The following is a 19,870-nucleotide window of genomic DNA, read 5'->3' as shown; positions in this document are numbered from 1 at the left end:
GATGTCCATCATCGAGGAGTTGGGCGCCCGGGTACGGGCCGCCTCCGACGAGCTGCCGGTCGAGCTGGTGATCAAGGCACTCGACCACCTGAAACTCGCCTCCGAGCGGCTGCGCTGGGTCCGGCAGGAGTCGGCCGACCCGATGGGCGTACCAGAACTCTCGGCGGCCACCGAGCACCTGGAGACGGCCGGGCACGCGCTGCGACTCGCCCAGGACCAGTTCACGACGTACCTGGCCGCGATCGGGCTGGGCCGGGACGGTCCGCCCGCCGCCGGCCCGGAGCGGCCGGCTGCCCGACCCGGCGCCCGGGGCCCGGCGGACTCGTCCGGGCCGGGCCGGCGGGTCGGGCCCGCCGCGACCGGCGGCTGGTGGTCGGTCCGGGTGGCCGAGCTTTTCGACCGGCGGGACAGCCCGGCGCCGACGCCGGACCGCGAGATCACCGACGCGGAGGAGCTGCTCCGCCGGGTGACCAGCGGCGTCCGCTCCGGCGACCGGACCCGGCTGCACACCGACCTGCGCGCCGTGGAGGCGAACGTCGGGCTCGGACTCGCCTCGGTCGCCCCGCCGATGCTGCGCGACCTGGCCACCGAACTGCTCGGCCACCCGCCCCGGGCGGCGGACCTGCCGAGACTGCGCCGCGAGGTCACCGGAGGAGTCCGGGACCTGGTACCCAACCTGCCGCCGGGGGTACTCGACACACTGCTCAGCCGGGTCTGCCGGATGCCGCCGCCGAAGGAACCGGTCGAGCAGCCGCACCCGGCCGATCCGGCGGTCGCCGCCGGGGTCCTCACCGGACTGCTGATGCGGCGCCTCGGCCTCGACCAGCGACCCGTGACCACTCGCGCACCCCGGGACACCCATGCCTGACCTACGGACCCAGCTCGTCGACCGGGTCCGCTCCATGCTGTCGCACGCGTTGGGCGCGTCCCGGGCCCGGCTGACGGCGGCGCGGACCGAACTCGACGGCGCGCAGGAGCGACTGCGCCGGATCCGGGACGCCGCCGCCCGGGTACCCGGCCGGGTCGGCGCGGAACGGGACCGCCGGGTCGCCGAGCTGTCCGACCGGTACGGGGCGGAGATCGGCCGGCTCGCCACGGAAGCCGCCGAGGCCGCCGCCCGGGAGGCACCCGGTGCCGCCGGTACGGACTGGACGGGCTGGCAGCCCACTCCGGTGGTCCGGGGCGAGGCACCGGGACCGCTGCGGATCGGCACGGTACGGCTGCCCGGCAGCGTGCCGGTACCCGCCCTGGTGCCGCTGCTCGACGCGGGTCACGTACACCTGTCCGGGGCCGACCGGGGCGGCTGCGACGCGATGCTCGCCGCGCTGCTGCTCCGGGCGCTGGGCCGGGCCGATCCCGGCGCGCTCCGGCTGGTCGGCTACGACCCGGAGCACCTCGGCGGCGGGCTGGCCGGCTTCGCCCCGCTCTCCACCGCCGGGCTGCTGACCTTCGTCGGGCCGGGCGGGCTGGCTCGGCTCCTCGACGACCTGGTCGACCAGATCCGCCGGATCAACGAGACGGTACTGGCCGGCGAGTACGCCTCGCTGCGCGAGCTGGCGGCGGCGACCGGCCGGCGCCCCGAGCCGTGGCGGATCGCGGTGCTGCTCGGCGGCGACGAACTCTCCCGACACGAACGGGGCCAGCTCGACCGGGTGGCCCGGACCGGCGCCGCCTGCGGCGTGCACCTGCTGGTACGCGGCATCGAGCTGCCCGACGAGCCGGACGTGCACCGGGTGGTGGTCGACGACGGCACCGCCTGGCTGGACGGCTCCCCCGACCTGCCGGTACGCCCCGACCCGGCACCGCCGGCCGCACTGGTCACCGAGACCTGCCGGGAGGTGGCGACCCGGGTCAACGCCGGCCCACCGCCGACGCCCTTCTCCGATCTGCTCCCGCCCGCCGACGAGATGTGGCGGGAGGACTCGGCCGCCGGTCTCGTCGCGCCGATCGGGGACGGTCCACAGGGCCGGCCGGTGACGCTGACCCTGGGCGACTATCCCCCGCACGCGCTGATCGGCGGCCCGTCCGGTACCGGCAAGACCAACCTGATCTTCGCCTGGATCGGCTCGCTCGCCGCCCGCTACTCCCCCGCCGAGCTGGAGTTCTATCTGCTCGACTTCAAGGAGGGGGTGTCGTTCGCCCGGTTCGCCCAGGGCCGCCGCGACCCGAGCTGGCTGCCGCACATGCGGCTGGTCGGGATCAACGTCAACACCGACCGGGAGTTCGGGCTGGCCCTGCTGCGGTTCCTCGCCGAGGAGCTGCGCCGCCGGGCGGACGCGGCCAAGCGGCACGAGGTGACCAAGCTGGCCGAACTGCGCGCGGTGGACCCGACCGGCCGCTGGCCGAGGATCGTCGCGGTGGTCGACGAGTTCCAGATGCTGCTGGCCGGCCGGGACGCGGTCGCCCGGGAGGCGGCCGACCTGCTGGAGGACCTGGCCCGGCGGGGCCGTTCCCAGGGCATCCACCTGGTGCTGGCCTCGCAGGACGTCCGGGGCATCGAGGCGCTGTGGGGCCGGCCGGCGCTGGTCGCCCAGTTCACCCTGCGGATCGCGCTGCCCAAGGCGCTGCGCATCCTGGCCGAGCGCAACGACGCCGCGCAGGTGCTGCCCCGGCACCACGCGATCGTGAACGCCGAGTCCGGGATGTCCGAGGGCAACCAGGTGGCCCGGATCCCGGCGGCCAGCGACTGGGGTACCTGGAGCGACCTCCAGCACCGGCTGTGGCGGATGCGCCCGCCGGACGCGGCCCCGGCCCGGCTCTTCGACGGCGACGCGATCCCCCGGCTGGACGAGGCGCCGGACTTCGTCGCGCTGCGCCCGGCGGGCGAGCCGGCCCCGGTCGGCGGCGGCCGGGATCGCGCGGCCGGCGGGGCGATCTGGCCCGACGGGGTCGGGCCGGAGCGGGGCGCCGGGCCGAACGGCGGTGCCCCGGCAGCGGCCGGCGGGGACCGGCCGGGCGGTGCGGAGCGGGCCGGCGGTGCGGAGCGGGCCGGTGGCGGCGCCCGGGGCCCGGTGGCGCTGCTCGGCGAGATCATCGACGTGCAGGCCCGGTCGGCCGGGCTGCGGCTGCCCCGGGCACCGGGCCGGAACCTGGCCGTACTCGGCACCGGGGTGGACGAGGCGTGTGCCGTGCTGGACGCGGCGGCGCGGTCGCTGCGCCGCCAGCACCCGCCCGGCACCGCCCGGTTCTCCATCGCCTGCCTGGACCCGGACGCCGACACCGCCGCCCGGTCGCTCTACGAGGCGCTCGGCGCCGACGCCGCCTGGTACTCCGAGGACGACATCGGCGAGCTGATGGCCGAGACGGCGGACGGGCTGGGCTCCGGTGGCGCTCCGGGCGAGCCGCACTACCTGCTGCTCTACGCGGTGGACGCGGCGGCCGGCCAGCTCGGCACCACCATCGGGCGGCGGTCCGGACTCGACCACCTGCGGCACGTGCTACACAACGGGCCGGAGCGGCGTACCCACACGTTGGCCTGGTGGCGGGGGGTGGCCCGGATGCGGGTGGACCTCGGCGGCCCGGCGTCGCGTACCGACCAGATCGGCGCCTGGGTCGCGCTCGACGTGCAGGGTGCGGAGCTGACCTCCGCGCTCTATCCCGGGGCCGGCGGCGGGCCGGACTGGTACCCCCGGCCGTGGCGCGGGCTCTTCTTCGACCGCTCGGTGCACCGGACCGGTCAAGTGATCATCCCTTATGGACCGTCCCGATGAGCGGCGACCTGGAACGGGACCTCAGCTACGCCCGGGCGCTCCGGCGGCTCGCCGAGCTGACCGGCCGGGCCGAGGCGGAGCGGACCGAGGCGAACGGCTGGTACCAGCGCCAGTGCGCCGCCGCCGAGCGCGCGGTACGCGACGCGGAGCAGGCGGTACGCCGGGCCGAGGCGGAGGTGTCGGCGGCTCAGCAGGAGGTCGACCGTACCGAGGCGGAGTCGATCCACCTGTGGAGCATCCTGCGCGGCCAGTTCGGCGCGGCGGACCGGCGGGTCGGCGAGCCACCGGTGCCACGCAACGGTGTGGGCGCACCGGCCGACGTCGAGGCGCTGCTCGACGGGGTGCGGGAACTGCTGGACCGGGCCCGGAAACCGGGTGAGCTGCCGCCGGCCACCCGCCCGCTGCTGGCGCTCTTCGGGGTGCTCGGCGCCGCCGCCGCGTACGCCCTCGGGCTGGCCGCCCGGGCCGCCGGCGACCGGTACGGCGGCGACCTGGCGGTGGCGATGCCGGTGCTCGGGCTGCTGGTGACGCTGCTCGGCCCGGTGGTCGGGCTGGCACCGGCCCGGGTACTCGCCGACCGGCGGCACGCCGGCCTGGACGTACGCTCCGCGCTGGTGGTCGTGGTCGCCGGGCTGGTCACCACCGGGGCCCTGTTCGGCCTGCTCCGCTGACCCGCCCGTGATGCGGGGCCGATCGGCAGCGCCGTCGGGGGCGGGTCGAGGTCGAGCGGCAGCGGCCGTCAGTCAGGGTCGAGGTCGAGCCGCAGCACCATCAGGCGACGTCGCGGTCGTGCGGCAGCCGTCGGGCGCGGGTCGAGGTCGAGCGGCAGCGCCGTCAGGCGGAGTCGAGGTCGAGCGGCAGCCCAGCCTCGACCTGCCGCCGGACGCCAGCGAGGAGGAGTGGTCGCCGAACTGCGTACCGTCAGGCCGGGACCGCGACCGCCTCGCGGAGCAGGCGGCGGGCCAGCACGATCCGGTCGGAGTCGTCGTCCAGCCCCGGTAGGTCGCCGACCCGGTGCACCCCGCCGGAGAGGAACGCCCGGACCGCCGGCGCGCACTGGGCCGGGAAGGTGACCGTGCGGTCGAAGAGCGACAGCACCGCCTGCCCCGGGCCGTCGCCGCCGGCCGGCTGGGCCGTCAACTGCCAGCGCAGGCCGTCCCGGGGAGCCAGCCGGGTGTCGGCGTCCACCCCGGCGATCGCCGCCGCCTGGGCAAGCGGCCGGATCGGCGCCGGTCGGGCCGCCGGCCAGGCCCGGGCCCGCAGCCGGGCGGCGACCGCGCCCGGATCGGCCCGCAGCAGCCAGTCCCGCAGCGCCTCGACGGTCTCGGTCAGCTCCGGCCCGACCTGGTCGACCTCGGCCACGTCCATCCGGAACGGCAGCGTGGCGCGCAGTCGCGGGTCCTCGGCGGCCAGTTCCAGCAGCGCCTCGACCATGGCGTACCGGGTGAGGGCCCGGACGCCGACGGTCAGGTGCAGGCTGCTCTCGTCCTGTGCCCGGGCGCTGTGCAGCCAGCCCCGGGGCAGGTAGAGCGCGTCTCCGGGACCGAGTACCACGTCCAGTGCGGGCGGGCCGTCGGCGACCGCCGCGACCTCGTCGGCCCGGCCGCCCCACGGCTGCCGCTCCAGCGGGTCGGGCAGCACCGGCTCGTGGACCTGCCAGTGCTTGTGCCCGTCGACCTGGAGTACGAAGACGTCGTGCGTGTCGTAGTGGGTGCCGAAGCCCTGGTTTCCCGGTGGCGTCAGATAGGCGTTCACCTGGAGCGGCTGGCCGAGCTGCTGGCTCAGCTCGCGGGTGAAGTCGATCAGTGGCGGCCAGGTCCGGTGCAGTCCCTGGAGCACCAGGGTGGCGCCGTCGGCGTACAGGGCGAGGACCCGCTCGTCGAGTACCTGGTCGGTGATCTCGGCCCCGGCCCCACCGCCGCCGGCGTACTGCCCGCTCGGCAGCAGCTGCCCGTTCCTGGCCGCCCGCAGGAACGGGGTACGCAGGCCACGCCGGCTGAGCAGTTCGTCGGCGTCGGCCGGGCTGAGCAGGTCCCGGAACCCGTCCGGGTTGCCGAGTTCGGCGGCCCGGGACAGCAGTGCGGCCCGCCCCCAGTACGCGGCGGCGAACGTCGCCGGTTCGACCGCCACGCAGCGGGCCAGGGCCGGCCGGCTGACCGGGCCGGTCCGCACCGCTGTGCCGGTGGGCCGGACCAGGCTACCGTCGCCGCCCGCCCCGCTCGCCGGATCCGCCGGTACCACTGTTTCGGGTACCCCGGTCGGCGGCAGATCCGCTCGGGAGGCGTCCGGCCGGTACTCCTGTGCGACCGTGCCGGTCGACCCGTCGTACTCCGTCATCGCCGGTGGCCGGCGCTAGCGGGCGGCGTTGTCGGCGCCGCCGTCCTGCTGCCCGGGTGCCGCGCCCGAGTCGGCCGGCCCTTCGGCGCTGCCGTCCGCCCCACCGTCGTGCTGCCCCGGAGTCGCGCCGCCGTCGGCCGGACCCTCGGCGCTGCCGTCCGCCCCGCCGTCGTGCTGTCCCGGGGTGGCTCCGGCGTCGACCGGGCCCTCGGCGGCACCGTCGGCGCCACCGTCCCGGCCCAGCGGGTTGGCCCCGCCGTCGGCCGGCCCCTCCCCACCGCCGCCGCCCGTGGTCCGGATGTCGTCGTCGTCGAGTCTCATCGGGTGCTCCCTCGGGTCAGCGCCCCGCCGCGCGGCCGGGCGTCGCTACGCGGGTGGTACCCCGCCCCCGATCACCTCTAACCCGGCAAACCGGTCCGCTCCCGTGCGGGGGTGACTCCGCGACCCAGCGGACCGTTGCCGGTCAGCCGGTACGGCAGAACGGCGCGGTTCGGGGCAAAGTGCGTACCCGCCCACCACGGCCCACCGGTGGACAGGGCGACGGTGTTACGGGCGACAACGCCGGCCATGTACGGCCAGCCAGCCAGAACACCCGACCAGGGCAGGCGACAACGCTTGGCCAGAACGGCCGGCCAGGGGCGGGTGACGACCGGCGGTAGGACGGCTGGCCAGGGCGGGTGACAACGCCGGCTCGGAAGACCTCAGCGGGTCGCTCCGACTTCTACCGGAAAGCTCCCGGGAACTCGCTCGACGGGCGCCGGAACCGCGTCGGTGGGGTGGGGTCAGTTCCGGGCGTACGGGGCCGAACTGTCCCGGACCACCAGGTCGGTGGAGAGCTCGACCCGGGGCGTGTCGAGCGGCTCGCCGCCAGCCAGCCGGAGCACCGTCCGGGCAGCCAGCAGCCCCATCTCGGCCAGCGGCTGCCGCACGGTGGTGAGCGGGGGCGACGCCCAGCGCGCCTCCGGCAGGTCGTCGAAGCCGACCACGCTCACGTCGTCGGGTACCCGCAGCCCGCGCCGCCGGACCGCCTCGTACGCCCCGAACGCCATCTGGTCGCTGGAGGCGAAGATCGCCGTCGGCGGCTCCTCGAGGTCGAGCAGCGCGGCACCGCCGGAGTAGCCGGACTCGTGGTAGAAGTCGCCGGGCACGATCAGCTCGTCGCGCATCGGGATGCCGGCGGCGTCCAGGGCGGCCCGGTAGCCGTCGAGCCGGGCCCGGCTACAGAGCAGGCGCGGCGGGCCGGCGATGAAGCCGATCCGGCGATGCCCGAGCGAGAGCAGGTGCTCGGTGGCGCGCAGCCCGCCGGCCCAGTTCGTCGCGCCGATGGTGGGGATGTCGAGGTTCGGCACTCCGGCGGGGTCGACCAGCACCATCGGGACGTTCAGCCGGCGCAGTTCGGCATGCACGGGCGGGGCGAGGTCGCTGGCGACCAGGATCACCCCGTCGGTGGCCCGGGTGCGCAGGTTCTGCAACCACTGCCGGGTCGAGGTCGATCGGCGGTGGATCGCCGAGACCACCGTGCCGACGCCGGAGGCGTGCGCGACGTCCTCCACCCCTCGGATGATCTCGACCGCCCAGGGGCTGTCCAGGTCGTTGAAGATGAGGTCGATCAGGCTCGCCCCGGCCCGCGGTCGGGTCGCCCGTCGGCGGTAGCCGTGCCGGCGGAGGAGTTCCTCCACCCGTTCCCGGGTCTGCGGCGCCACGTCGTTGCGGCCGTTGAGTACCCGGGAGACCGTCGGCACCGACACGCCCGCCTCCTGGGCGATGGCGGTGATCGTGATCCTGCGTCCTTCGTCGACCGTCACGAGGCAGCTCCTTCGTTGAGGCTCCAGCCTACGACCGAAACACTTTCGAGGGTGCACCGGCGTCGGTCGCGCGCCCTCCCAGTATTTTGCCCCGGGTTCCGGGGTTGACTGACCGCACGGTGGGCCATAACGTTCCGAACGAGTTACGGAACAATTCCGGAAAGTTTACCCCGGAGGGGATCGTCCATGCCCTGTTCCACCGTGACCACGATCCCTCCGGCCCGGGCGACCGACGACCCGGCCGTGATCGACTCCTGATGGCGATCCCCGGTGACCCGGTCATCGCCGGCTTCCATCCGGACCCGAGCGTCTGCCGGGTCGGCGACGACTACTACCTGGCCTGTTCGAGCTTCGAATACTTCCCGGGCGTACCGATCTTCCACAGCCGGGACCTGGTGAACTGGACCCAGCTCGGCAACGTCCTCGACCGGACCAGCCAGCTCGTCCTACCGCCCGGCACACCCTCCTCCGGCGGGGTCTACGCGCCCACCCTGCGGCACCACGACGGCCGGTTCTGGCTGATCACCTCGAACGTCCCGCACGGCGGCACCCTGCTGGTCACCGCCGAGGATCCGGCCGGCCGCTGGTCGGAGCCGGTGCACCTGCCCGACGTCCTCGGCATCGACCCCGACCTGGCCTGGGACGACGACGGCACCTGCTGGTGCACCGTCGCCGGCATCGACCAACTGCGGATCGACCCGGTCCGGGGCACCGCGCTGAGCGCGCCGAAGCGGATCTGGTCCGGCACCCCGGGTGCGCAGGCCCCGGAGGCACCGCACCTCTACCAGGTCGACGGCACCTGGTATCTGCTGATCGCCGAGGGCGGCACCGAGCGCGGCCACGGCATCTCGGTGGCCCGCGCCCCCGCCCCGGACGGCCCGTTCGAGCCCTGCCCGGCCAACCCGATCCTCAGCCACCGCAGCACCGACCACCCAACCCAGAACACCGGGCACGGCGACCTGGTCCGGGCCGCCGACGGCTCGTGGTGGCTGGTCTTCCTCGGGGTACGCGCCCGGGGCGGCACGCCCGGCTGGCACGTACTCGGCCGGGAGACCTTCCTGGCCCCGGTCACCTGGTCGGACGGCTGGCCGGTGGTCGGGCCGGTCGGCACGGTGCCGAGCACCCCCGCCCCGTCCCCGGCACCGGTGGGTGCCGCACAGGGGCGGGACGACTTCGACACCACCGAGCTGCACCCCCGGTGGATCTCGGTCCGGGCCCGGCCTCCGGAGGACGTCTCGCTGATCGAGCGCCCCGGCTGGCTGACCCTGAGGGCCCGGGGCGGCTCGCTCGACGAGCCGACGGTGACCTTCGTCGGCCGCCGCCAGGAACAGCACGACGTCCGGGTACGCGCCCTGGTCGACCCCGGCGTCGGCCGGGGCGGCCTGGCGGTACGCCTCGACGAGGCCCACCACTACGCGGTCGAACTGGGCGGCGGCGAGGTCTGGGTACGGGCCCGGATCGGGCCGCTGTGCCAGCGGATCGGCAGCCGTCCGGTCACCGGCCCGGTGGTGCTGCGCGTCGAGACCTGGTCCTCCGGGCCCGGGATGGACCATCCCCGGCAGGAGCCGGACGTGGTGCGGCTCGGCTACGAGGCCCCGGACGGCGAGTTCGTGGTCCTCGCCGAACTCGACGGGCGATACCTCTCCACCGAGGTCGCCGGCGGCTTCACCGGGCGGGTGATCGGCTGCTACGCGACCGCCGACGCCATCGGAGTCGACTGGTACGACTACCGGGTCCTCGGCTCGCTGGACCGGGCCGAGGTGGTCGACGACGACCTGGTCGACGCCTGCACCGAGGTGGTCGACGCCTGAGGAGCCGCCGCCCCGGCTATCCGCCGCTGGCGGGAACGGTCCGCTCGAAGACGAGCGCCTCGTAGAGCGGGCTCATCCCCACCGACTCGTAGAGCCGGAGTGGACCGGTCGGGTTGCTCTGGTCGACGCCGAGCCCGGCGTACTCCCGGCCCTTGCCGGCATAGCGGGCGAAGGCCCGGGCCAGCAGCGCCGCGCCGACGCCCCGCCGCCGGTGTTCCCGCAGCACCGCCAACTGCTTCACCCAGCCCTCGTTCTGGTCGAGGGTCTGGTCGGCGGACTGGAGGATGCCGACCGGCTCGCCGGCCACCTCGGCGACGAACCACTCGTCCCAGGCCACGCTGGGCAGCGCGGCCACCTGGGCCCGCCACTGGTCGTAGCTGGCCGGCTGGTAGTCCGGTGTGTCCCGGAAGGCCGAGTCCAGGATCCGGTGGAAGGTCCGCAGCTCGGCGTCGTCCGTCGACCGGACCGGCCGGACCAGCACCCCCGGCGGCGGGGGCGGCGGCTCGGCGGCCACCCCGGCCAGCGACCGGCGCAGCCGGGCGTACCGCTTGACGAACTCGAAACCGGCGTCCCGCAGTACGCCGATCCAGCGCTCCTCGGTGGGCAGCGCGAACACCCGTACGGTCAGCTCGGCGAGGCCGAACTCGGCGGCCCGTTCGGCGGAGCGGGCCAGTTGCATCGTCAGCAGCGGCACCTGGGCCGGCAGTCCCCGCTCCGGGTGCACGTAGACCTCGACGGTCTCCCGAGATCCCCGGTTGGAGTCCTCCAGATAGGACCAGCCGCACACCTCGCCGTCCGGGTCGAGCGCGAGCCAACTGTCCCGGGCCAGGTCCAGGTCGGGTGCGGTCAACACCTCGCGTACGTCGTCAGCGCTGAAGTCCGGATGGCCGAGCGCCGCGATGTCGCTGGCGCGTACGACCGCCAGGATCGCCGGTACGTCCTCGAGACCGGGTCGGCGCACCGACCAGCCGGGGGGCAGTGGCATGTGGAGCATCTAACCCCGACCGACCGCCCCGCGCCGCCGGTTTTTCCCCTGACGGGACGACTGACTCCTCGGGCGGGATGACTTCCTGGGCGGGATGACGGGTCAGCGGGCGAAGGTGCCGACCAGGTTGCCGCTGGCCAGTTCCAGTGCCCGCACCGCGGCGTGCACGTCCGGCGCCTGTGGCGCGCCGGGCAGTTCCAGCGGCCGGTTCACGGCGTAGAGCCGGAAGAAGTACCGGTGCGGGTCGTCGTTCAGCGGCGGATGCGGGCCGCCCCAGCCCGCCGTGCCGAAGCCGTTCTCCCAGACCCGGCCGCCCGGCGGGATCTGACCCTCGTCGACACCGCCGGAGGTCGCCTCGATCCCGGTCACCAGCCAGTGCAGCAACGGCGTCCGCCCGGCGTCCCGGTCCTCGACCAGCAGGATCAGCTCGGTCGCCTCCGCCGGCACGTCCGACCACTCCAGCGGTGGCGAGATGTTGCCGCCGTCCCGGGAGAACCGGTCCGGCAGCCGGTCGTGGTCGTTGAAGGCGCGGCTGCGCATCAGGATGCCGGCCATGGCGTCGCCCTCCTCCCGGTTCGGGACCTGTCCGGACGCCACCGGCTGGCGATGCCGATGGTGCCGCTCGGGTTCTTCCGGGCGTACCCGGAGTGGGCACGCCGAAACAGCCGTCGGCCGGGTCGCCGCACGGTCAGCCGCACGATCAGCCGCGACGCTTGCCGCACCGGCGCGCGATCTGCCGCCCCAACCCGCGACGCTTGCCGGCCGCCCTGCCGAACAGGTCGTCGAGGAGCAGGGTGAGGCCGGCCCCGACCAGCCAACTGTCCTTGGCGATCGGCACGCCCTGCTGGGTCGGCCGGGGACTGCCGGGCTCGTGCAGGCCGGGCGTCGACCAGTACAGCCGCATCAGGCCGCCGCCGAAGCCGAGCAGGCCCAGCCCGGCCAGCGCGGACGGGACCACCGGGAGCAGCAGGGCGGCGCCGAGGGCCAGCTCGGTACCGGCCAGCAACCGGGCGAAGTGCTCCGGCGGTACCCGCCGGACCGGCGGGATCGCCCCGGCCGCCATCCCGTGCATGCCCGCCGCCGCCTCGCCCTCGAGGTTCCACTTGGAGACCCCGGAGTTCAGGACGAACGCGCCGATCGCGACGCGCAGCGGAAGATGGGACACGTTCATCGGTCGCTCCGCTCTGCCGGTACCGCTGTCCGGGCACACCTACCCGGATAGTCCGCCCGCACACCGCGCACCCGCCCACCCTGGCCAGGCACACCGCCCGAGCGAGCCGAGCCCAGCCGAGCCCGACCCCGGTGTCGACCGGCGCCGGACCCGAGCTGCGGCACGGCCGGTCAGCCGGCGAGTTCCCGCTCCAGCGGGGTACGGAACTGCGGCGTGATCCGGGCCTCGCCGAGCCGTCCGGTCAGCTCCGCCACCGCCGTCTCCACCACACCGACCGCCTCGGCGCCGACATCCTCCAGAAGCCGGTACGCGATCTCGCCATCCTTGCGCTGCGCCCAGCCGCCGACGATCCGGCCGTCCCACCACACGGTCGGGCCGATGTTGCCGTTCCGGTCGAAGAGCCGGGGGCCGTGCCCGACCAGGAACCACTCCCGCCGGGACCAGCCCATCGGGGTCGGGTCCAGGCCGGGCAGCAGCGCGGCCCAGGGCTCGACCGGGGGCACCGGTTCGAGATCGTCGGGAAGCAGCAGCCCGGTGCCGCCGTCCAGCTCCACCTCCACCGGTTTGACCCCGGCGAGCGCCCGGCGCGTCTGCGCCACCGTCCACCCGGTCCACCAGCGCAGGTCCTCGGCCGGCGCCGGCCCGTACCCGGCCAGCCACCGTCGGGCCAGCTCGATCTCGGCGTCCTCGGCCGTCCACGGCTCCGGAGCCACCGGATACCACCGCTGCGCCAGCGACCACCGGTACGGGCTGTACCGCCAGGTGCTGCGGGGCCGTCCCCGCACGATCCGCCCCTCGGCGGCGAGCAGCAGGAGCAGCCGGGCGACCACCCGCTGCCGGCCCTCGTACGACTTGCCCGGGGACAACACCAGTGGCTGGCGCAGCCGCTCGTCCTCCTCGGCCAGTTCCGCCGAGGTCACCTCGCCGCGCGTCTCGATCGCCCGCAGTGCCACCGCCTCGACCTCGGCGAGCCAGCCCTCGACGTCGTCGGCCACGCCCGCCTCGGCGAGGAAGCCGAGCAGCTTGCGGCGTTCCCGGCCGGCGACGGTCCGGGCTGCCGCCTCGTGCAGCACCGGCACGGACTCGACCGGGGTCACGAACATGGTGCGGCGCATGGCGAGCATCCGGATCAGGGTCCGGTCGTCGTAGAGCGCCCGGTCGACGGTCCGCAGGTCGGCGGCGGTGCCGGCCAGCCGGGCGAAGAGCGCCAGGTAGACCGTGGGTGGGTCGGAGGCGTGCAGCGCCACCAGGTCCCGGGCGACCTCGACCGGATCGTCGGACCGGGCCTCCGCCGCCAGGCGGTGCCGCCGGCCGATCCTGGCCCGGCGCTCGGCCACCTCGATCCGCACCCCTGCCCCCTCGTCCACCCACTGGTCGAACCCCTGTCTACCAGAGTGGGCGGACAACTCCGGGCGGACCTGGCGCCCGGACCGCGATCGCGGCTGACCGGGTACGTCGTACGTCCGCACGACGCGGCGCTCCGGGCGCGGCACGATCCGAGATCCCGCCCCGGCTCGGCCCCCGCCCCGGTTGAACGGGGTGGGGTGGCAGCCGTCTCTGCCCCGCTCAGTCCTGCCCGAACTCGCCGATGACGACCTCACCGGCCGGCTCGTACTTGCCGATCACCGCCCCGTTGGACGAGACCGTGCTCTGCACCAGCTTCATCCCGGCCGGGAGGGTGCCGTCGGCGAACAGCCGCTTGCCCGAGCCGAGGACGACCGGGAAGACCAACAGGCGGAACTCGTCGACGAGGTTGTGCCGCAGCAGCGTCTGGATCAGGTCGGCACTGCCGTGCACCTGCAACTCGGGCCCGTCCTGCTGCTTGAGCGCGGCCACGCCCTCGGCCACGTCGCCCTCGATCAGAACGGACTTGTCCCAGCTCAGCGTCGGGCGGCCCCGGGACGCGACGTACTTGACCGCGCGGTTGAGCGGCCCTGCGCCCTCCTCCTCCGAGGCGTGCGGCCAGTACGAGGCGAAGATGTCATAGGTCTTGCGCCCGAGTACCAGGTCGAACGGCTTGCCCATCAGGTCGTCCATGGCCGCGGCCACCTGGTCGTCCCAGTAGTTGACCATCCAGCCGCCGTGCGCGAAGCCGTTTTCCTCGTCTTCGCTGGGGCCGCCCGGAGCCTGCATGACCCCGTCGAGGGTCAGGAACGTGCTCACGACCAGCTTCCGCATTGTCGGTGTCCTCTCCATCGGGTCCTCCGCGCACCTGCGGCGGACCACCGTTGTCGTCGTCGCGGTCCCGCGTCTGCCAGCAACCCTCGCACCGACAACTTCTATTGTCAAGGCTAAAACTATTGTCGGTTGGCGAGCTTGATGTAGCGGAACAGTGTGTATCCATGCAGATCAGACCATAGTTCTGTATCCGGACAGCGAGGCGGAGGGCACCACCCGTCGGTGGTACCCGCCGCAGGGGCGACTGGCGTCACTTGAGCCAGGGCTGCCGACGCACGATCGGCAGTCTCGCCCAGATCCGGCCGAGTCCCCAGGTGTCGCCGGCGCCGACCAGAGCCAGACCAGCCAGCAGCGCGGCGTTGACCAGGTGCTCGTCCAGGAACGGGTTGTTCTCGGGAGGCAGCACGACGGTCCACATCAGCACGTACAGCAGACCGCCGGCAACCGCGGCGACCCGGAGGCCGATCCCGGCCAACAGGGCGACGCCGATGGCGAGCAGGCCGACCATGAACAGCACGTCGGCCCAGGCGGCGCCGGCGATGTCGTGGTAGAGCCCCTGGAACGGCCCTTCCGCGCCGAACGCCAGGAATCCCTTCGTGGGACTGCCGCCGTTGATCCAGGCGGCCTTGCTCTCGTTCGCGAAGCCGAAGCCGAACACCTTGTCCAGGAACGCCCACAGGAAGGTCCAGCCCAGGGCGAGCCGGATGCCGGCGAAAACGTACCGGGTGGCCCGCTGGGCGCCGGTCTCCGCACCCACCGGGTCGGCCGCCGCAGCGGTCTGGCGGGCGACGGGCTGGTTGCTGGTCGCCGTCATCGTCGTCACGTCCTCTCGTGTCGTCCGCGCTGTCCCTCGCGGCTACCTCTATTCGACGCCGGTGACCACCGGGTGGGGCAGGGCCGGCGGACCGCTCGTTCCCGGGACCTTGGACCCGTCTTCCCGGGCCGTCCGGTTCGGGTCCGCCACCGTCGGTAGCGTCCTCCGGTGGGCCCGTCGCTGACCGATCCGCAGCACCATCTGCGGTCGGCCGAACCGACCGAGCGCCAGCCGGAGCTGCTCGCGCGCCGCCGGGACCGCGATCACCTGGGCCTGGAGGCACGTCGTCAGCCCAGCAGCGGCGGCGGTCAGCAGGACGCGCTGCAACGCCTGTCCGGCGCGCAACTGGTCACCGGGGGTGTCCAACGGACTGCCCAGCACGGCCACCACCGGCTCGTGCCCCGACTCACCACCCGGCTCGTGGCTCGACTCGTGACACGGCTTGTGGCTCGACTCGGCACCCGGCTGGTGCTCCGGCTCCGGCGGGACGCGCCCACCGAGCCCCCGGCCGGCCCGACCGGCAACCGGTGCGGCGCGGCCAGCACGACCGGCACCCGGTCCGGTCCGGTCGCCCCAACCCGACGGCACGTCGGACGGCGGAGCGCCGCTGTGCCAGCGGACCACGGCCGGCGCGTCCGCCCGACCACGGTCCAGCACCCGCCGGGCACTCGCCTCGATCTCGGCGAACGCCGCCACAGCGGCGTGCCCGACGATCAGGTCCAGCCAGCCGTGTTCGGTCCGGGCGGCGTCGATCAGCCGGCGACGGACCTCGGACGGTACCGGCGTCGGGACGACCGGCCCGGCCTCGACGTTGCAGTACGGCAGTGCCGCGAACAGCTCCCGCTCGGCGGGGGTGGGCGCCTGCACCGGACCGGGATGCAGCCGCGCCAGCAGGTCCGGCTCGTCGCGGTACGGGCGCAGCCGGACGAGCGCGGGCCGCCCGTTCACCGCCAGCGCCAGCCGTACGTTGAACAGGCCGGCACCACCGCCGAGCCGGGCGGCCCAGCCGGCGTGGTAACCGGCTGGACCCGCCCGGGAAGGGGTGACCAGCACGTCGATGGCGCCGTCCCGCAGTCGCAGCCACGGCTGGCTCTGCTCCGCGACGGGTGCCTGGGCAGCGGCGTAGACGGCCCGGTACAGGTCCGTCCGCGAATAGCCCGTCGGACTCATCTGCTTCCTCCTCGCCATCCCGCCCGGGCTCGACAGGCGGCGGATCCGCCCGGCACCGTTCTCGACGGGCACCGTTCTCGACCAGCGCCGGGTTCGGGGCGTCGACCGGTCGCCCGCCGACCTCGCCGCCGTGCCGGCCAGCCCGCTCAGTCGGCGTACTCGATCACGTCGGCCGGCTCTCGCCGGAGCACCGGCGGCAGCGGACTCGGGTCGTCGACGAAGCCGAGCCGGACCACCACGTACGGCTCACCGATGTCGGCGAGCAGGTTGCGCATCAGCCAGCGGGGCCAGTCCAACTCGATCGGGTCGCTCAGCGGTGCGGTGGCGAGACCCTCGGCCACAGCGGTCAACAACAGGGCGGAGAGCGCCTCACCGCCGGCGAGCAGGTCGGCAGGGGCGTCGCCGATGCCGAACAGGATCGCGTACGCCGCGCCCCGGTCCGTCCCGTCGCCCACCTCCAGGCCCGGCGTGCCGTCGAGCGCGTGTTCCCGGATCGGTACCCGGCGCAGCCCCTGACGGACCGCCGAGGCGGCCGGTACACCGTCCCGGCTCTCCGGCGGGCGGTTCGTCCAGCGCCGCAACTCGGCCCGGTACCCGGGGTCGTCGAGTTCGACCGAGGCCGCGTTGGCGGTCGCGACGGCCAGCATCGGCATCTGGTCGTCGCGAACCAGGTGCAGGTAGGCCCCCTCGGCCTCGACCACCGCACGGAGCCGGCGCAGGGTCGACTCGGGCACGGTACGGTCACCGAAGGCCCGTCGGTCGGTACGGCGCCGCCGGCCCGCCGCGTGCTGCCGCGACTGCTCCGGATCGGGGTCCTGCCGTCCGGTCACCGTGATCCTGGCCAGCACGTCCGGGTCGCCGCCGCGCGGAAACCGCACGACCTCGGTGCGGTATCCGGCCACGGCGAGCGCCAACCGGGCGTGGTGCAGGGCCGCGCCGCAGCTCACCAGCAGCAGCCGTCGGGTCGCGTCGACGCTGTGCACCTGTCGAGAGCGGTCCGCCCGCAGCGTCAGTACGGCATCGCGGCCGATCTGCCAGCGCCACGGCTGGGTGTTGAACACCGAGGGCGCCAGCAGCGCGTACGCGGCGGCGACGCCGAACGCGGCGCGGACCTCGGCGAGCGGTACGGCGGTTCCGTCGGCGGCCGTCGGCGCGGTGCTCCGGTCGGGGATCATCGCACTTCCTCCTCGTTCGCTGTCTGCTCCACCACGGTGCGCCGCCGCCGGGGTGTGCCGGCAGGGCCGCAGGTCCCGTGCCGCCGGGACAGAGTCCCCGCTCTCGGCCGCCCCGTTCAGGACCTTCGGCCCTGGCAGCCGGAGCATCCGCCGGATAGGAAGGAAAAGTGATCAGAGTCTTCCTGCTCGATGACCACGAGGTGGTCCGGCGCGGCCTGGCCGGGCTGCTACAGAGCGACGGCGATATCGAGGTGGTCGGCGAGTCCGGCTCCGCGCAGGAGGCGGCACGCCGGATCCCGGCACTCCGCCCGGACGTGGCGATCCTGGACGCGCGGCTGCCGGACGGCAACGGCATCGACGTGTGCCGGGACGTCCGGGCGGTCGACTCCACGATCAAGGGACTGATCCTGACCTCGTACGAGGACGACGAGGCGCTGTTCGCGGCGATCATGGCCGGGGCCGCCGGGTACGTCCTCAAGCAGATCCGCGGCACCGACCTGGTCGACGCGGTCCGCCGGGTGGCCGCCGGCCAGTCGCTGCTGGACCCGGCGGTCACCGCCCGGGTGCTGGACCGGATCCGCACCGGTGTCGAGCAGCCCCGGGAGTTCCAGTCGCTGACCGAACAGGAGCGCCGGATCCTGGAGTACGTGGCGGAGGGGCTCACCAACCGGGAGATCGCCGGCAAGATGTTCCTGGCCGAGAAGACCGTGAAGAACTACGTCTCCAGCCTGCTCGCCAAGCTCGGCCTGGAACGACGTACCCAGGCGGCGGTGCTGGCCACCCGTCTGCTCGGCGAGCGCCACTGACCCGACGCGACCCGACCCGGTCGCCCCGCCGGGCAGGCCGGGTCGACGGCTCAGTCGCGCAGCGGCACCCGCCACACGATCGTGGTACCGGTCGGCTCGGACCGGTCGATCTCGAAGCTGCCACCGGAGCGTTCCGCGCGTTCCCGCAGGTTGACCAGGCCACCACGGGCCCGGGCCGGATCGGTGCCCACCCCGTCGTCGGCGACCCGTACGCACAGCTCGCCGTCCCGCACGTCGACGGTGACCGTCACCCGGCTCGCCCGGGCGTGCCGGACGGCGTTCGACAGCGCCTCGCCGAGCACCGCGAGCAGGTCGGGGCGCATCCGGTCGGGTACGGCGCTGTCCACCGGCCCGGTCATCTCCAGTCCCGGACGGAACCCGAGCGCCTCGGCGGAGCCGGCGACCAGGTCCCGGATCTCGGTCCGCAGCGCCGCCGTCATCGGGGTACGCAGTTCGAAGATCGCCCGCCGGATGTCCCGGATGGTGGAGTCGAGGTCGTCGACGGTGGCGTTGAGCCGCTGCCGCACGTCCGGCCGGCCGGCCAGCGGCGCCACGGTCTGCAACTGGAGCCCCATCGCGAACAGCCGCTGGATCACCACGTCGTGCAGGTCCCGGGCGATCCGCTCCCGGTCCTCCAGGACCACCAGCAGTTCCCGCTCCTCCTGTGCCCGGGCCCGCTCCAGCGCCAGCGCCGCCTGCCCGGCGAACGTCGCCAGCAGGGTGCCCTCGACGTCGGTACCCGCCTGCTCTCCGGCCCGGTAGCCGACGACCAGTACCCCGTGCAGCACGTCGCCGACGATCAGCGGAGAGATCAGCCCCGGGCCGGTACCGACCGCCACCGGCCACGGTGCGGCCTTCGCCAGGCTCTCCGCCACCGCCTGCCGACGGCGGGTCACCGGTTCGACGAAGGCGGTGTCGTCGGCGGCCAGTACGGCGCCGACCAGCTCCTCGGCCGTCCGGTCACCGTCGGCGACCTCGACGGTGAACTCTCCGGCGTCCTCGTCGTAGAGCAGCACCATCGCGACATCCGCCTCGGCGACCTCACGGGCCCGCCGGGCGATCAGCCGCAGCGCGTCGGTACGGCGTACCTCACCCAGCAGCACGCCGGTGATCTCGGCGGCAGCGGCCAGCCAGCGTTCCCGCCGGTGCGCCACGGCGAAGAGGCGGGCGTTCTCGATGATCACCCCCGCAGCGGCGGCGAGCGCGACGACGATCTCCTCGTCGTCGTCGGTGAACTCCGTCGCACCCTGCTTCTCGGCCAGATAGAGGTTGCCGAACACCTGGTCGCGGATGCGGACCGGCACGCCGAGGAAGCTGTGCATCGGCGGGTGATTCGGCGGGAAGCCGTACGACTGCGGGTGCTGGGTGATGTCCGGCATCCGTACCGGACGGGGGTCGGCGATGAGCAGGCCGAGGACGCCCCGGCCGCGCGGCAGGTCGCCGATCCGGGCGTGGCTCTCCGGGTCGATGCCGTGCGTGATGAACTCGGTCAGCTGCCGGTCGGGGCCGATGACGCCGAGGGCGGCGTACCGGGCGTCGGCCAGCCGGCACGCGGCGGCGACGATCCGGTCCAGCGTGCTGTGCAGGTCGAGGTCGGTGCTGATCCCGACCACGGCGGTCAGCAACGCCCGCAGCCGCTCCCGACTGGTGACCACCTCGCCGACCCGGTCCAGCATCTCCTGGAGCAACTCGTCGAGTCGTACCCGGGACAGCGGCGTGATGCCCAGCGACGGCGCCGGAAAGCCCGACCCGACAGGCGGCCTCGACTCGGTCATCCGGCGATGTTATCGCCGGGTCCGGTCCGGACGGCAGACCCGGTGATCAGGTTGTTGGCGCCGCCGCCGAACGCCCGGCTACGGCCGGCCGTCGCCCCGCCCGCCGGAGATCTCCGGCTGCCACTCGCCCGCC

General features: G+C 74.4%; 17 protein-coding genes. 5 read left to right on the top strand and 12 right to left on the bottom strand.

Annotated elements, in window-relative coordinates:
* Position 1 precedes the first annotated feature (1 nt).
* From Pma05_RS08400 to Pma05_RS08385, 3 genes are read left to right on the top strand one after another with little or no spacing between them, the layout of a single operon-like run.
* Positions 2 to 868 (top strand): hypothetical protein, encoded by an 867-nt coding sequence (locus tag Pma05_RS08400; protein ID WP_203856761.1) that lies wholly within the window; start codon positions 2 to 4, stop codon positions 866 to 868.
* Positions 861 to 3,710, top strand: coding sequence for an FtsK/SpoIIIE domain-containing protein (locus Pma05_RS08395; protein ID WP_239311976.1), 2,850 nt, complete (start codon positions 861 to 863; stop codon positions 3,708 to 3,710). The genes Pma05_RS08400 and Pma05_RS08395 overlap by 8 nt, the downstream gene beginning before the upstream one ends.
* On the top strand, positions 3,707 to 4,381 hold the full coding sequence (locus Pma05_RS08385) for a hypothetical protein (RefSeq protein WP_203856760.1): 675 nt from the start codon (positions 3,707 to 3,709) through the stop codon (positions 4,379 to 4,381). The genes Pma05_RS08395 and Pma05_RS08385 overlap by 4 nt, the downstream gene beginning before the upstream one ends.
* Before the next feature lie 250 nt (positions 4,382 to 4,631).
* Here Pma05_RS08385 and Pma05_RS08380 read toward each other — a convergent pair whose 3' ends face one another.
* The 3 genes from Pma05_RS08380 to Pma05_RS08370 form a co-directional block, all read right to left on the bottom strand.
* Positions 4,632 to 6,047: a cupin domain-containing protein gene (locus Pma05_RS08380; protein ID WP_203856759.1), complete on the bottom strand. Its 1,416-nt coding sequence runs from the start codon at positions 6,045 to 6,047 to the stop codon at positions 4,632 to 4,634.
* A gap of 15 nt (positions 6,048 to 6,062) precedes the next feature.
* Entirely contained in the window at positions 6,063 to 6,368 is a 306-nt protein-coding gene (locus tag Pma05_RS08375) for a hypothetical protein (RefSeq protein WP_203856758.1), read from the bottom strand.
* A 461-nt stretch (positions 6,369 to 6,829) separates the two neighbouring features.
* Positions 6,830 to 7,852: a LacI family DNA-binding transcriptional regulator gene (locus Pma05_RS08370; RefSeq protein ID WP_203856757.1), complete on the bottom strand. Its 1,023-nt coding sequence runs from the start codon at positions 7,850 to 7,852 to the stop codon at positions 6,830 to 6,832.
* Between the two features lie 257 nt (positions 7,853 to 8,109).
* Between Pma05_RS08370 and Pma05_RS08365 the strand changes: the two genes are divergently transcribed.
* Complete coding sequence (locus tag Pma05_RS08365; protein ID WP_203856756.1) at positions 8,110 to 9,663, top strand: glycoside hydrolase family 43 protein; 1,554 nt, start codon at positions 8,110 to 8,112, stop codon at positions 9,661 to 9,663.
* A gap of 16 nt (positions 9,664 to 9,679) precedes the next feature.
* Here Pma05_RS08365 and Pma05_RS08360 read toward each other — a convergent pair whose 3' ends face one another.
* The 8 genes from Pma05_RS08360 to Pma05_RS08325 all read right to left on the bottom strand — a co-directional run bounded on the left by Pma05_RS08360 (position 9,680) and on the right by Pma05_RS08325 (position 17,156).
* Positions 9,680 to 10,648 (bottom strand): GNAT family N-acetyltransferase, encoded by a 969-nt coding sequence (locus Pma05_RS08360; RefSeq protein ID WP_203856755.1) that lies wholly within the window; start codon positions 10,646 to 10,648, stop codon positions 9,680 to 9,682.
* Between the two features lie 102 nt (positions 10,649 to 10,750).
* Positions 10,751 to 11,245, bottom strand: a complete 495-nt coding sequence (locus tag Pma05_RS08355; RefSeq protein ID WP_203856754.1) for a YbhB/YbcL family Raf kinase inhibitor-like protein — start codon at positions 11,243 to 11,245, stop codon at positions 10,751 to 10,753.
* A gap of 103 nt (positions 11,246 to 11,348) precedes the next feature.
* Positions 11,349 to 11,819, bottom strand: a complete 471-nt coding sequence (locus Pma05_RS08350) for a DoxX family membrane protein (RefSeq protein ID WP_203856753.1) — start codon at positions 11,817 to 11,819, stop codon at positions 11,349 to 11,351.
* A gap of 170 nt (positions 11,820 to 11,989) precedes the next feature.
* On the bottom strand, positions 11,990 to 13,186 hold the full coding sequence (locus Pma05_RS08345; protein ID WP_239311973.1) for a winged helix DNA-binding domain-containing protein: 1,197 nt from the start codon (positions 13,184 to 13,186) through the stop codon (positions 11,990 to 11,992).
* A 199-nt stretch (positions 13,187 to 13,385) separates the two neighbouring features.
* Positions 13,386 to 13,997, bottom strand: a complete 612-nt coding sequence (locus Pma05_RS08340) for a dihydrofolate reductase family protein (protein WP_203856752.1) — start codon at positions 13,995 to 13,997, stop codon at positions 13,386 to 13,388.
* A 250-nt stretch (positions 13,998 to 14,247) separates the two neighbouring features.
* Positions 14,248 to 14,820 (bottom strand): DoxX family membrane protein, encoded by a 573-nt coding sequence (locus Pma05_RS08335; protein ID WP_239311971.1) that lies wholly within the window; start codon positions 14,818 to 14,820, stop codon positions 14,248 to 14,250.
* A 39-nt stretch (positions 14,821 to 14,859) separates the two neighbouring features.
* A complete protein-coding gene (locus Pma05_RS08330) occupies positions 14,860 to 15,981 on the bottom strand; it encodes a nitroreductase family protein (RefSeq protein ID WP_203856751.1) in 1,122 nt (373 codons plus the stop codon).
* 146 nt (positions 15,982 to 16,127) lie between these two features.
* Positions 16,128 to 17,156 carry an Acg family FMN-binding oxidoreductase gene (locus Pma05_RS08325; protein WP_307836843.1) on the bottom strand — a complete coding sequence of 343 codons (1,029 nt, stop codon included), beginning with the start codon at positions 17,154 to 17,156 and terminating at the stop codon, positions 16,128 to 16,130.
* Between the two features lie 167 nt (positions 17,157 to 17,323).
* Here Pma05_RS08325 and Pma05_RS08320 point away from each other — a divergent pair, with 167 nt between their 5' ends.
* Complete coding sequence (locus Pma05_RS08320; protein WP_203856750.1) at positions 17,324 to 17,962, top strand: response regulator; 639 nt, start codon at positions 17,324 to 17,326, stop codon at positions 17,960 to 17,962.
* Positions 17,963 to 18,012: 50 nt separating this feature from the next.
* Here Pma05_RS08320 and Pma05_RS08315 read toward each other — a convergent pair whose 3' ends face one another.
* Complete coding sequence (locus tag Pma05_RS08315; RefSeq protein ID WP_203856749.1) at positions 18,013 to 19,737, bottom strand: GAF domain-containing sensor histidine kinase; 1,725 nt, start codon at positions 19,735 to 19,737, stop codon at positions 18,013 to 18,015.
* Between the last annotated feature and the right edge of the window lie 133 nt (positions 19,738 to 19,870).

This window comes from Plantactinospora mayteni, from assembly GCF_016862935.1.
GTDB classification, from domain to species: domain Bacteria; phylum Actinomycetota; class Actinomycetes; order Mycobacteriales; family Micromonosporaceae; genus Plantactinospora; species Plantactinospora mayteni.
Note: the sequence above shows the minus strand (reverse complement) of the source record. Positions and strands in the feature narration are given on the sequence as shown.

Bases quoted from the DNA above. Each gene is read 5' to 3' on its own strand.
- Pma05_RS08365 (WP_203856756.1), top strand. From the start codon at position 8,110: ATGGCGATCCCCGGTGACCCGGTCATCGCCGGCTTCCATCCGGACCCG.
- Pma05_RS08385 (WP_203856760.1), top strand. From the start codon at position 3,707: ATGAGCGGCGACCTGGAACGGGACCTCAGCTACGCCCGGGCGCTCCGG.
- Pma05_RS08315 (WP_203856749.1), bottom strand. From the start codon at position 19,737: ATGACCGAGTCGAGGCCGCCTGTCGGGTCGGGCTTTCCGGCGCCGTCG.
- Pma05_RS08325 (WP_307836843.1), bottom strand. From the start codon at position 17,156: ATGATCCCCGACCGGAGCACCGCGCCGACGGCCGCCGACGGAACCGCC.
- Pma05_RS08400 (WP_203856761.1), top strand. From the start codon at position 2: ATGTCCATCATCGAGGAGTTGGGCGCCCGGGTACGGGCCGCCTCCGAC.
- Pma05_RS08350 (WP_203856753.1), bottom strand. From the start codon at position 11,819: ATGAACGTGTCCCATCTTCCGCTGCGCGTCGCGATCGGCGCGTTCGTC.
- Pma05_RS08375 (WP_203856758.1), bottom strand. From the start codon at position 6,368: ATGAGACTCGACGACGACGACATCCGGACCACGGGCGGCGGCGGTGGG.
- Pma05_RS08380 (WP_203856759.1), bottom strand. From the start codon at position 6,047: ATGACGGAGTACGACGGGTCGACCGGCACGGTCGCACAGGAGTACCGG.
- Pma05_RS08360 (WP_203856755.1), bottom strand. From the start codon at position 10,648: ATGCCACTGCCCCCCGGCTGGTCGGTGCGCCGACCCGGTCTCGAGGAC.
- Pma05_RS08330 (WP_203856751.1), bottom strand. From the start codon at position 15,981: ATGAGTCCGACGGGCTATTCGCGGACGGACCTGTACCGGGCCGTCTAC.
- Pma05_RS08395 (WP_239311976.1), top strand. From the start codon at position 861: ATGCCTGACCTACGGACCCAGCTCGTCGACCGGGTCCGCTCCATGCTG.
- Pma05_RS08340 (WP_203856752.1), bottom strand. From the start codon at position 13,997: ATGCGGAAGCTGGTCGTGAGCACGTTCCTGACCCTCGACGGGGTCATG.